The sequence below is a fragment of the Clostridioides sp. ES-S-0108-01 genome, from assembly GCF_020662285.1.
GTDB lineage: Bacteria > Bacillota > Clostridia > Peptostreptococcales > Peptostreptococcaceae > Clostridioides.
In genome coordinates, this window is the sequence record NZ_JADGMN010000004.1 from 205,678 (window position 1) to 218,530 (window position 12,853).

The following is a 12,853-nucleotide window of genomic DNA, read 5'->3' on the forward strand; positions in this document are numbered from 1 at the left end:
TAAAGAAGAAATTTTTTTAATTTCTTGGCAATACAATATGCTGAAGTTTATATCTAAGTTACTATTGGTTTTATTAATACTTATATGTTTTATTATACTAAAAGGTATATTAACTTGTAAGAAAGAAGATAAAAAAGTTCTATCATAATATAAATAATTATATTTGTTATAGATAGTCTTAAAAATAATAGTGAAGATGTTAAAAGATGAAATAAGGAAACTTTGGACTAAACATATACATACCATTAAACTAAAATAATGACAGTTGGGTCGATTGAACTACTAGTTGGGTCATATATATTGATACTAAAAAATAAGGATGATATCTTTTTAATAACAGAAGATATCATCCTTATTTTTTATAGTATAAGAATTTATAAGTTTTCTGATATTTATCAGAATGATTAGTCATAAACGAAGGTGCTATGGTAAGTAATTAATAAATACTTGATAAGTAGAGATATAATGGAGGAAGAAAGTATATGAAAGTAAAAAAATCTATATTAGCTATGATATTAGTTTTGAGTATAAGTGTATGTTTAATGGCAGGATGTATGCCTAATTCATCAAAAAACTTAATTGAAACTGAAACTAAAGCAACTGAAGAATACGAACCTAAACTATTTGAAGATTATTCGAAACAAATTAACACCATAGAAGGAGTTTATAAGGTTAGACAAGATATATCTAAAAAGTTTTCAAAAGCTATAACAGATAGTGGTCTTACAGTTGCGAATTCATTTTCAGATGGTAGTTTTGTAGTATCTATAGGAGGCTTCGAAAATCCTCCTACAAAATCTATTCAAAGTTTAAATTACTCTATGTCCGAAGACTATAAAAAAGGTAAGGCAACACTATATATTCTGTGTGCTAAAGAATATCCGGAAAATATGGAATTGTTTGAAAATGATAAATATGTTAAAGCCATATACAATATATTTAAGTCATTAACTAATACTAAATTAACAGAGACAGAGTTCTTTGATGTAGTTAAAAAAACATTTAATAAAAAGGATGGTATTGTAGAACTTCCTTATAAGAATTATATACCGATTAAAGTTGTTCAAGTTAATAAATCTGGAAAATACATTAAAACTTTACAATTAAGTTGTAACTATGACTTCGATATTCCAAAGTCTTAGTGTATTAGAAAATTTATAACATAGTTAAAGTTCATTATAATGAATTTAAATATGGTAACTTTTATTAAAATAAGGAGGTTTATATGAAAAAATATCGAGTTGTTTTACTAGTATTAATTATAGGATTTACAGGATTTTTTGTATATGATAAATACTTTAAACCTTGGAATGAAGCTGAAAAAAGTATTAATAAATACATGGTAGAACAGGGCGTTTCAAAAGATAATATAAGTAAAATTATAAAAGAAAAAGCAAAAAAGGCAAGTTACGAGGGTATCCTTTATAAGGTATTTTATAAGGATGATTCTCAATATGAATATCAATACTTTTATAGTGATGATTATTATGCTTTACGCGTAAACAAGGTTTTATTACAAATATATGACTCAAGTGATGGTCATGAACTGACGGATGTTAAGAAACTTAAGAGTTTAAAATATCCTCCAATTTACTTGGATAAATAAGCTATAAAAGAAAAAGGAGTTTTATGAGAATATACTCCTTTTTTATTTTTAAATTAATTTGCTGGTATTAACTTTGAGTTGTCTATTTTTACTTCAAATAACACATTATTTTATTATTTGTGTATTATAATTAAGCTAATTGCGATATAAAAAGAATTTTTTATAATTAAGATTATGTATTTTTATGAAAATATACAAATAAGTAATGTTATATATATTTTAAAAAAATTTGACTATATGTTAAAATATAGCTAAAATGATAATTTTTCTATGCAAAAGAAGCATTTAGTGGAACTAGTATTAAATGAAAAAGGATATTTAAACACTCTTCCAGCTATTCAAAGTATATCCGGTAAATTTGAACTTGCAAATAAAGACGTTATATTCGTTGACAAAATGAAATAGCAATTATAGAAAATAAAAGTAGTAAGATATATGACAAAATAGTAGACATATAAAGAATAAGAGCATAACAAAGCAAAAATTAAAATAAAGAAACGATTTCTCGAATTGATAATTCTCGTATTGATAAAAATTTCCCAATATGAGAATTTTTTCTTTTATAAATCTTACTTTTCATATTTAATATTTATAAATTTTAAAGAAATCTTATAAATATATGTAATTCCAACATAAAAAAATTGTTTTTAGAATAAATAATATTGGCATAGTAATTGCTTTACTATTAAAACACAAAGATAAAACATTAAAATGACACCGAAAAATTTGAAAGGGGAATATAAAATAAATGAGAGAAATAAAATGGAAATTAAATAACTTACCTAAATCAGAAGAAAAAGAAAAAGGGATTGAATTTTTAAAAGATGAAGAAATTGCAAAGGCTAAAGCTTTCCATGAGAGCTTTCCACAATATGAAAAAACTCCTTTAGTTAGATTAGATAACTTAGCAAAATCACTAGGAGTAAGCGGAATATATGTTAAAGATGAGTCTTATAGATTTGGATTAAACGCATTTAAAGTTTTAGGGGGTTCTTACTCTATGGGTAGATACCTAGCTCAAAGATTAGATACAGATATATCGGAGTTAGGATATGATAAATTAACTTCAAAAGAAATAAAAGAAAAGTTAGGAGAAATAACTTTCTTTACAGCTACAGATGGAAATCACGGTAGAGGAGTTGCTTGGACAGCCAATAAATTAGGTCAAAAATCTGTTGTATTAATGCCAAAAGGTTCTTCTGAATTTAGATTAAATAAAATCAAAGGAGAAGGAGCAGATGCTAGTATAACAGACTTAAACTATGATGATGCAGTAAGATTAGCTAATGATTATGCAGAAGCTGATGACCATGGAGTAATGGTTCAAGATACAGCATGGGACGGATATGAAGAAATACCAGCATGGATAATGCAAGGATATGGAACTATGGCTAAAGAAGCTATAGAGCAATTAAAAGAATATGGAGTAGATAGACCAACACACGTATTTGTGCAAGCAGGAGTTGGTTCACTTGCTGGTGCAGTCCAAGGGTATATTGCTTCAATATATGATGAATGCCCAATAACAGTAGTAGTAGAGGCTGATGAAGCTGACTGTTACTATAAATCAGCAGAAGCAGGAGATGGAAAGCCAAGATTTGTTGGAGGAGATATGCCAACTATAATGGCAGGGCTTGCTTGTGGAGAGCCAAATACTATAGGGTTTGAAGTGTTAAAAAATTATTCATCAGCATTCGTTTCAGCACCAGACTGGGTGTCTGCTAAAGGTATGAGAATACTAGGAAATCCTTTAAGAGGAGATGAGAAAGTAATATCTGGAGAATCTGGAGCAGTTACAACTGGAGCATTAGTTTCAATTCTTGAAAGTGAAGATTTAAAAGATTTAAGAGAAGCTTTAAAGCTAGATGAGAACTCTAAAGTATTATTAATAAGTACAGAAGGAGACACTGACCCTGACAAATATAGAGATATAGTTTGGAATGGTGAGTGCCAAAGTAAATAAAAGACTTAAGTAAAATAAAAACTTAATAAGTAAAATAAAAACTTAAGCAAATGAAAAACTCAAAATAAAAACTAAATAAAATTAAAATAAAGTCTAAATAAAAGTTTAATAAATAAAATATAAAGAAGTAAAAAATCAATAGATTAAGTGAAATATGAATAAATTAAAAAAGTGAAATATCAAAGTAAAACGTCAACAAATTAAAAATTATATGGGGGAATATCAAAATGTTAAATGAAATAAGAAAAAAACAATTAACTGAAGTATGCCAAGATTTAATAAGAAATGCTAGTTATTCAGGTCAAGAAGAAAATGTAGTAAAAGCAATAGAAGAGAATTTTGCTTTGCTAGGTTTTGATAGCTGGTCAAGAGATAAATATGGAAATATAGTAGGATGTATAAAAGGAAACAAACCAGGTAAAAAAATATTATTTGATGGTCATATAGACACAGTTCCAGTTCCAGATGCAAGTAAATGGAGCGTTCCTCCTTTTGAAGGAAGAATAGTAGATGGTAAAATATATGGTAGAGGAACTTCTGATATGAAGGGTCAAGTAAGTGCTATGATGGCGGCTGTTTCATACTTTGCAGAAGATACTAACAAAGATTTTGAAGGTGAATTATACGTAGCAGGTGTTGTTCACGAAGAAATATTTGAAGGAGTTTCAGCTAGAGAAATAAGTAAGGCTGTTCAACCTGATTATGTTGTAATAGGTGAATCTTCAGAATTAAATTTAAAAATTGGTCAAAGGGGTAGAGGAGAAATAGTAGTAGAGACTTTTGGTAAACCAGCTCACTCTGCTAATCCAGAAAAAGGTGTAAATGCAGTTTATAAAATGGCTAATGTAATCCAAAAGATACAACAATTAGTACCTCCAACTCATCCAGTTTTAGGTGATGGAATACTAGTTTTAACAGATATAAAATCTTCTCCATATCCAGGAGCTTCAGTAGTGCCAGATTACTGTAAAGCTACTTTTGATAGAAGATTATTAGTTGGAGAAACACGAGAAGGAGTATTAGCTCCAATACAAGCACTGTTAGATGAAATGATGAAAGAAGATAAAGAATTAAATGCAAAAGTTTCTTATGCAATTGAAAAAGCTGATTGTTACACAGGAAATACTATAGAAAGTGAAAGATTCTTCCCAGGTTGGTTATATGATGAAGAAGATGAATTTGTTCAAGCAGCATATAAAGGATTAAAAGAAGCTGGAATAGATTCAGAAATAACTCAATACTCATTCTGTACAAATGGAAGCCACTATGCAGGTGAGGCCGGAATAAGAACTATAGGATTTGGTCCTTCTAAAGAAAATCTTGCTCATACAATAGATGAGTATATAGAATTAGACCAATTATTTAAAGGTGCAGAAGGATACTATGGTATATTAAAATCAGTTTATAAAAAATAATTAGGAGATGGTTTTGTGAGAACTTTAATAAAACATGGGCTTATAGTAGATGGAAATAAAACACCAGCATATGAAGGAGATATTTTAATAGAAGATGAGAAAATATTAAAAATATCACAGGATTTAAACGAAGAAGCTGACAAAGTTATAGATGCAAAAGGTAGAGTTATATGTCCAGGTTTCATAGATACTCATAGCCATTCAGACCTAGTTATTTTAGTCAATCCATATAATGAGGTAAAGATTAGACAGGGAATTACAACAGAAGTGTTGGGCCAAGATGGTATATCTATGGCCCCTCTACCTCAAGAACATATATCTTCTTGGAGAAAAAATTTAGCAGGCCTAGATGGTGAAAGTGATGAAATTGATTGGAAATATGAAACTACAGAGAATTATCTAAAAATGATGGATAAGAATGGGGTAGGTTTAAATGAAACTTATTTAGTACCTCATGGAAACGTTAGAATGGAAGCAATGGGACTTGAAGATAGACCTGCTACTAAAGAAGAAATTCAAAAAATGTGTGAAATCACAGAGAGAGAGCTAAAAGCAGGAGCTATAGGATTGTCTACTGGACTTATATATATACCTTGTGCATACTCATTGACTGAAGAAATTATAGAAATGTGTAAGATTGTAGCAAAATACGATGGAGTATTTGTAGTTCACCAAAGAAGTGAAGCAGATACAATCTTAACATCAATGGAAGAAATCATAGAAATTGGAAAACAATCAGGAGTAAAAGTTCATTTTTCACACTTTAAGGTTTGTGGTAAATCAAATTGGAAGTATATACCTCAAGTTATAGAGCTTTTAGAAAAAGCAGAAAAAGAAGGTATAAGAGTATCTTTTGACCAATATCCATATGCAGCAGGAAGTACAATGCTTGGAGTAGTTTTACCTCCTTGGGCACATTCTGGAGGAACTGATAAGTTAATAGAAAGATTAAGTGATGAAAACGAAAGAGCAAAAATGAAAAAAGATATAGCAAATGGAATAGAAGGCTGGGATAATTTTATAGAGTTTGCTGGAATAGACCAAATATTTGTAACAAGCGTAAAAACAGAAAAGAATAAAGATACAATTGGTAAGAGCTTATTAGAAATTGGAAAAATGAGAGGAAAAGACCCATTAGATGCAACGTTTGATTTATTAAAAGAAGAAGAAAATGCAGTTGGGATGGTAGATTTCTATGGATTAGAAGAACATATAATAGGATTCATGAAAAGAGACGAGCAAAATGTGTGTACAGATGGTCTTTTAGCAGGTAAACCACATCCAAGAGCTTATGGTTCTTTCCCTAAAATACTAGGAAGATATGTTAGAGAGTTAAATGTACTAACAATCGAAGAAGCTGTTTATAAAATGACTAAAAAGGCAGCTACAAGCTTTAGTATAAAAGATAGAGGCGAATTAAAAGAAGGATATTTTGCAGATATAGTTATATTTGACAAGGATACAGTTAGTGGTTGTGATGATTTTATCAACTCTATGCAGTACCCTACAGGTATAGATTATGTAATTATAAATGGAAATTGTGTTGTTGAAGAAGGAAAATACAATAAAATTAAAGCAGGAAAAGTACTTAAAAATTAAATCTTAGCTTTAAGGAGGAATAAATTTATGATTTTAGTGGGGAATGGGAGGCTAATAAGCCAAGATTCTTTAAATCCCTATATGGAAGATGGATGTGTAGTAATAAATGATAATCTAATTGAAGATATAGGTACTACAGAAGAAATGAAAGCTAAATATCCAGTACATGAATTTATAGATGCAGGCAAGAAAATAATCATGCCGGGTCTAATAAATTCACATATGCATATATACAGCTCATTTGCTAGAGGAATGGCAGTTCCAGGAAAACCTTCTGAGAACTTTTTAGAGATACTAAACAATTTATGGTGGAGACTTGACAAACAGCTTACACTGGAAGATACAAAATACAGTGCATATGCAACGTATATAGAATGTATAAAAAATGGTGTAACAACAGTTTATGACCATCATGCAAGTCCAAATGCAATTGAAGGCAGTTTGTTTACAATATCAGATGTTGCAAAGGATTTGGGAATTAGAACGTGTCTTTGTTATGAAGTGTCTGATAGAGATGGTGGAAATACAATCCAACAAGGTATCAATGAAAACGTAAACTTTATAAAATACGCTCAAAAAGATGATACAGACATGATAAAAGGAATGTTTGGGCTTCATGCTGCATTTACACTATCTGATGATACATTAAATAAATGTGCTTCAGAGATGGCTGGTCTTGATACAGGTTACCATGTACATGTTGCTGAAGGACTAGCAGACTTACAATATAATGTAGATAAATATGGAAAAAGGGTTTTAGAAAGATTCAATGATTTTGGAGTACTAAAAGAAAAAACAATAGCAGTTCATTGTATATATATAAGTGCAGAAGAAATCAGTCTTTTAAATAAAACAAATACATTTGTAGTTCATAATCCAGAATCTAATATGGGAAATGCAGTTGGATGTTCTCCTGCAATAGAGTTATTAAAAAGGGGAGTTACAGTAGGATTAGGAACTGATGGATATACTAGCGATATGTTTGAATCATTAAAAGTTGCCAATATAATTCACAAACATCACTTAAAAGACCCAAGAGTTGGATTTGAAGAATCACAAACAATGTTATTTGATAACAATAGAAAAATAGCTAAAGCTTATTATAAAAATGACCTAGGAGTACTTAAAAAAGGTGCTTATGCAGATGTTATAGTAGTTGATTATATACCACATACTCCATTGACAGAAAATACAATAGGGGGACACACTATTTTTGGAATGAGTGGAAGAAGCGTAGATACAACTATTATAAATGGAAAAGTACTTATGAAAGATAGAAAGTTAATAAACATAGATGAAGAAAGTATTCTAGCAAAAAGTAGAGAATTAAGTCAAAATCTATGGAATAGAATTTAAATAATTGATTAAAAAATAGCTACGCACACTCGTGACTTTAGTCATGAGTTAGTAGCTAAAATAGTCAGCATATAGGGAAACTTATATGTAGAGATAGGATAGAACCTATCCAATACTACTTGAATTGCTAAAAACCCCTAAAGCTAACCAAACTAAAACATAAGGATGAAATAAACCTAAGTGTGAAAGTTACGAAAGTAGAAAAAATTGGTTAGATGGTATAAGGTTAAATCCTAAGTACTTTAAAATGGGCAATCAGCAGGTAAGCTCCGAATAGGAGAAACTTCAACGACTATTCCTCTTGAGGGAAGTACACTACAAGCTATTGGTAGTGGAAGTGGGTAGACCTTAACGGATAATGCCGAAGGATAAGATATAGTCTGTGCTTACGTGAAAGTGTAAGAAGTTCATAAGAGAACTGCATAGGTAGTAGCGAACTTATGTGAACGACAACCTCAAAAATGATAAAAGTTAAGACTTACGGTTCTTATATATGTTATTTAAAAATAAATATAAAAAACCTTCAAAATACTTGTTTTAAGTAATTGCATATTTTAATATTATGATAGGTGATGAAAAATGGAAGTTACTCATGGTAGAGGATATGCATATAGTATGTCAAATATAGACATCCAGTATTATGGGGAGACATCTTTGGAATCCTAGTTATTTCGTTGCTACTGTATCAGAAAATACAGAGGAGCATATAAGAAAATATATTAATAATCAGAAAAAACAAGTAAAGTGAGGTGGCAGTAGTGGAAAAAGCTTATAAGTTTAGAATATATCCAAATAAAAAACAGCAAGAGTTAATTAACAAAACTTTTGGATGTTGTAGATTTGTATATAATAAGTATCTTGCTAAAAGAATAGAAGTTTATAAAAACGATAAAGAAACTTTTACTTATAAACAGTGTAGTTCTGATTTGACCAACTTAAAAAAAGAATTAAAGTGGCTTAAAGAACCTGACAAATTTTCACTACAAAACGCCTTAAAAGATTTAGATAATGCATATAAAAAATTCTTTAAAGAAAAAGTAAGATTTCCTAAATTTAAATCAAAGAAAATTAATAGATTTTCATATAAAACTAACTTTACAAATGGAAACATTATGTATTGTGGTCAACATATAAAACTACCTAAACTTGGTATGGTTAAGATAAGGGATAAACAAGTACCTCAAGGTAGAATACTTAATGCCACTATATCTAAAGAGCCAAGTGGTAGATATTATGTATCATTATGCTGTACTGATGTAGATATTGAAGCATTTGAAAATACTAATAATCAGATAGGTTTAGATTTAGGAATTAAAGAATTTTGTATCTCAAGTTGTGGAGAATTTATAGAAAATCCTAAGTATCTTAAGAAGTCATTAAACAAACTTGCTAAATTACAAAGAGAATTATCGAGAAAAACAATCGGTAGTTTAAATAGAAATAAAGCAAGATTAAAAGTTGCAAGACTTCAAGAACATATAGCTAATCAAAGAAATGATTTTCTACAAAAACTATCTACTAAACTAATAAAAGATAACGATATTATTTGCATAGAAGATTTACAAGTAAAGAATATGATTAGAAATCGTAAACTATCTCGCTTAATTTCTGATGTGTCATGGTCAGAATTTATTCGTCAATTAGAATACAAGGCTAATTGGTATGGTAGACAAATTGTAAAGGTAGGTAAATTCTTTGCAAGTTCACAAATATGCAATAAATGTGGGTATAAAAACGAGGAAGTTAAGGATTTAAATATAAGAGAATGGATTTGTCCTAGTTGTAATGAAACTCACGATAGAGATATAAATGCAAGTATAAATATATTAAAAGAAGGATTAAGACTAATAACAGTTCAAAATAGATAACTTATGTAAGAACCGTAGGAACTATGGGGATGGCCTGTGGAGAATTAGTAAGACATATTTTAGTATGCAAAATTCTATGAAGCAGGAACCCTGTGACTTTAGTCATGGGAGGTTCAGATTAATATACAAGTAAGAAACAAGAATTTAGATGTTAAAAACAGAGCTTAAACAAAAATAGGAATTTAAATGAAGTATATAAATAAAAAATATACGGAATAGAATATTAAATTAAATATAGAAGGGAGACCCAAAATGTCTCAAGATAAAAGCCCTAAAATAGCTCCAGTAGATGAAAGGTTACCTGTATCCAAATCTTGGGTATTTTCACTACAGCACGTTTTAGCAATGTGTGCAGGAGCAGTAGCAGTTCCTATGATGATAGGAAGTGCTGCACGACTAGATCATGCTAGTATTGTTTTTTTAATAAATGCTTGCTTGTTTATGGCAGGTATAGGAACACTCATACAAAGTGTTGGTATAGGAAATATTGTAGGTGCTAAAATACCAGTAATAGAAGGAACTAGTTTTGCCGCTGTAGCAGGTATGACAGCAATAGCCTCATCATATAGTGATTCACAAGTTGCAATACAGACAGTATTTGGCTCTGTATTAGTAGCTGGATTGTTTTGTATACTACTTGCTCCAGTATTTGAAAAACTAATAAGATTTTTCCCTAGTGTAGTTACTGGAACAGTTGTTATGGTAATAGGTATTTCACTATTTCCAGTTGGGATAAAGTGGATAACTGACAACAAATTGGAAGCGGTTGAACCAAACTCGTTAGCATTAGCTTTAGCAGTATTGGCAATAACTTTACTTTCATTTAAATTCTTAAAAGGAATTTGGAATAGTACAGCTATATTGGTAGGTATAGTACTTGGTACACTACTTTCCATGGCAGTTGGAATGGCAGATTTTAGTGCAGTAAATGGAGTTGGTTGGCTTAACTTAAATGTCCCTTTAAAATTTGGAATGCCTAGATTTGAACCATCTGCAATACTATCATTGTGTTTGATTATGTTAGTACTTATGACAGAATCAGTTGGTAATATGATAGCTATTCATGAAATGGTGGACAAAGAAGTAACAGGTAAAAATATTAAAAGAGGTCTATTTGGAGATGGAATATCTACAGCATTATCTGGAATATTCAATTCATTTCCAATAACTCCATTCGGTCAAAATACAGGAATAGTAGGTCTTACAGGTATAAAGTCAAGATTTATAGCAGTTTATGCAGGGGTTATATTGCTAGTACTTGGATTCTTACCAAAATTTGCAGCAATAATAGGAGCAATACCTAAGCCTGTTCTTGGAGGCGTAGGATTTGCAATGTTTGGAATGGTAATGGTTGGAGGAGTAAAAACTTTAAGCAAAGTGAAATTTGATGGAACTAAAAATGGGGTTATAGTAGCAGTTAGTGTTGGTTTATCTATGATACCACTAACAAATCCCGATTTCTATCATAATTTCCCAACTTGGGTACAAACAATATTCCATAGTGGAATAACAACAGGTAGTTTATCAGCAGTGCTTTTAAACATATTCTTCAATGAACTAGGTTCTAAAAAAGAAAAAAATAATAAAGTTGAAGAAGCAAAGTAAAAATAAAACAAGTAAAAATCTATATTGATTAAAAGTCATTAAACATTAATAAAAATAATTCAGAGATATTAATAATTCAACAAAACTATCTTATATTTTAAATAATATAAAAAAGTAAATAAATAATGAACACAAATAAAAGAATACAATCTAAATATTAAAAATATTTAATTTAAGGGAGAAATAATAATATGGCTAATTTAAAAGTTAATTTATATGGAATGGAATTTTTAAACCCAATTATGACAGCGGCAGGTCCTGGAGCAAAAGATGGTGCTCTCTGTCAAGAGGCAGCAAAAGGTGGAGCAGGAGCTATATGTACAAAAACTATATCTGTATTACCAGCTGATGTACCAAGACCATGTATGGCAAAAACTAATAGTGGTTTTTTAAACACAGAATTGTGGTCAGAGCTTCCAAAAGAGCAATGGATAGAGGAAGAATACAAAAAAGTAAAAGAAACAGGACTTCCAGTAATAGTAAGTATGGGATATTCAGCAGAGCAAATAGCTGAGGTTGCTCCTTTAGTAAAACCTTATGCAGATGCAGTTGAATTATCTACTCATTATGTAGGTACAGATGTTGCTCCAATAGTAAATGCTTTAAAAGCTGCAAAAGCTGTTTTAGACGTACCAGTATTTATGAAAATGAGTCCTCATACTGATATTCAAACTATTGCAAAAGCTGTTGAAGAAGCGGGAGCAGATGGGCTTGTAATGATAAACTCATTTGGACCATGTATGGCAATAGATGTAAATACGGGATACCCTATAATGGGAAGTAAAGCTGGATATGGATGGTTATCAGGTGCACCAATAAGACCTCTAGCAATAAGATGTATATACGAAGCTTCTCAAGTTGTAAATATACCAATAATCGGTGTTGGCGGAATCACTTGTGGAAAGGATGTAGCTGAAATGATGATGGCTGGAGCAAGTGCTGTTCAAGTATGTACAGAAGCAATCCTTAAAGGGCCTTCTATCTATGGAAAAATTGCTAAAGAATTAAATGAATTTTTAGATGAAAATGGATATGCTGATGTTAATGAAATAAAAGGATTAACTCATAAGAAAATGGCAGCTAGAGGATTTAGAACTCATTCAGTAGCTCCAGTTGTGGATGATAATAAGTGTATCAAATGTAAGCAATGTGTAACAAGCTGTGTATACGAAGCTTTAGAAGTTACAGATAAGTTGAACATAGATGCAGACAAGTGTTTTGGATGTGGATTATGTGTAACTAGATGTCCAAAAGGAGCTTTAAGCATCTGCTACAATCAAGTAGAAGCTATGAATGAGTAATAATTATATAGAATTTTGGTAATTAACTTAGAGTAATAGGTATTAGGATAATAAAATATATCAGATAAACAAACACACATTATGCATTAATAATACAGTCTAAAGTTAATAATTTTATTATATTGATTTAACTAAATATT

10 protein-coding genes and 1 pseudogene are annotated in these 12,853 nt (G+C 30.2%); all 11 read left to right on the forward strand.

All coding sequences use genetic code 11. The features are described 5' to 3' along the window. The first annotated feature begins 482 nt into the window (after positions 1 to 482). The 11 genes and pseudogenes from IR152_RS06080 (at position 483) to IR152_RS06125 (ending at position 12,713) form a co-directional block, all read left to right on the forward strand. Positions 483 to 1,142 (forward strand): hypothetical protein, encoded by a 660-nt coding sequence (locus IR152_RS06080; RefSeq protein WP_227450902.1) that lies wholly within the window; start codon positions 483 to 485, stop codon positions 1,140 to 1,142. Between the two features lie 83 nt (positions 1,143 to 1,225). Beyond that, positions 1,226 to 1,606, forward strand: coding sequence for a DUF3139 domain-containing protein (locus IR152_RS06085; RefSeq protein ID WP_227450903.1), 381 nt, complete (start codon positions 1,226 to 1,228; stop codon positions 1,604 to 1,606). A gap of 270 nt (positions 1,607 to 1,876) precedes the next feature. Further along, positions 1,877 to 2,011: a hypothetical protein gene (locus IR152_RS19970; protein ID WP_255624514.1), complete on the forward strand. Its 135-nt coding sequence runs from the start codon at positions 1,877 to 1,879 to the stop codon at positions 2,009 to 2,011. Positions 2,012 to 2,354: 343 nt separating this feature from the next. Further along, a complete protein-coding gene (gene dpaL, locus IR152_RS06090) occupies positions 2,355 to 3,569 on the forward strand; it encodes a diaminopropionate ammonia-lyase (RefSeq protein WP_227450904.1) in 1,215 nt (404 codons plus the stop codon). Between the two features lie 227 nt (positions 3,570 to 3,796). Then, a complete protein-coding gene (locus IR152_RS06095; protein ID WP_227450905.1) occupies positions 3,797 to 4,984 on the forward strand; it encodes a YgeY family selenium metabolism-linked hydrolase in 1,188 nt (395 codons plus the stop codon). A 15-nt stretch (positions 4,985 to 4,999) separates the two neighbouring features. Beyond that, a complete protein-coding gene (locus tag IR152_RS06100; protein ID WP_227450906.1) occupies positions 5,000 to 6,583 on the forward strand; it encodes an N-acyl-D-amino-acid deacylase family protein in 1,584 nt (527 codons plus the stop codon). A gap of 27 nt (positions 6,584 to 6,610) precedes the next feature. Continuing rightward, complete coding sequence (gene ssnA, locus IR152_RS06105; RefSeq protein ID WP_009891595.1) at positions 6,611 to 7,939, forward strand: putative aminohydrolase SsnA; 1,329 nt, start codon at positions 6,611 to 6,613, stop codon at positions 7,937 to 7,939. Between the two features lie 649 nt (positions 7,940 to 8,588). Then, positions 8,589 to 8,687, forward strand: a pseudogene (locus tag IR152_RS06110) (transposase); the annotation flags it as partial. A gap of 1 nt (position 8,688) precedes the next feature. Continuing rightward, positions 8,689 to 9,807 carry an IS200/IS605 family element RNA-guided endonuclease TnpB gene (gene tnpB / locus IR152_RS06115; protein ID WP_227450907.1) on the forward strand — a complete coding sequence of 373 codons (1,119 nt, stop codon included), beginning with the start codon at positions 8,689 to 8,691 and terminating at the stop codon, positions 9,805 to 9,807. Between the two features lie 252 nt (positions 9,808 to 10,059). After that, on the forward strand, positions 10,060 to 11,412 hold the full coding sequence (locus IR152_RS06120; RefSeq protein WP_227450908.1) for a nucleobase:cation symporter-2 family protein: 1,353 nt from the start codon (positions 10,060 to 10,062) through the stop codon (positions 11,410 to 11,412). Between the two features lie 191 nt (positions 11,413 to 11,603). Beyond that, positions 11,604 to 12,713, forward strand: a complete 1,110-nt coding sequence (locus IR152_RS06125; protein WP_009891591.1) for a 4Fe-4S binding protein — start codon at positions 11,604 to 11,606, stop codon at positions 12,711 to 12,713. Positions 12,714 to 12,853: the final 140 nt, after the last annotated feature.

Bases quoted from the DNA above. Each gene is read 5' to 3' on its own strand.
- dpaL (WP_227450904.1), top strand. From the start codon at position 2,355: ATGAGAGAAATAAAATGGAAATTAAATAACTTACCTAAATCAGAAGAA.
- IR152_RS06080 (WP_227450902.1), top strand. From the start codon at position 483: ATGAAAGTAAAAAAATCTATATTAGCTATGATATTAGTTTTGAGTATA.
- IR152_RS06120 (WP_227450908.1), top strand. From the start codon at position 10,060: ATGTCTCAAGATAAAAGCCCTAAAATAGCTCCAGTAGATGAAAGGTTA.
- ssnA (WP_009891595.1), top strand. From the start codon at position 6,611: ATGATTTTAGTGGGGAATGGGAGGCTAATAAGCCAAGATTCTTTAAAT.
- IR152_RS06095 (WP_227450905.1), top strand. From the start codon at position 3,797: ATGTTAAATGAAATAAGAAAAAAACAATTAACTGAAGTATGCCAAGAT.
- IR152_RS19970 (WP_255624514.1), top strand. From the start codon at position 1,877: ATGCAAAAGAAGCATTTAGTGGAACTAGTATTAAATGAAAAAGGATAT.
- IR152_RS06125 (WP_009891591.1), top strand. From the start codon at position 11,604: ATGGCTAATTTAAAAGTTAATTTATATGGAATGGAATTTTTAAACCCA.
- IR152_RS06085 (WP_227450903.1), top strand. From the start codon at position 1,226: ATGAAAAAATATCGAGTTGTTTTACTAGTATTAATTATAGGATTTACA.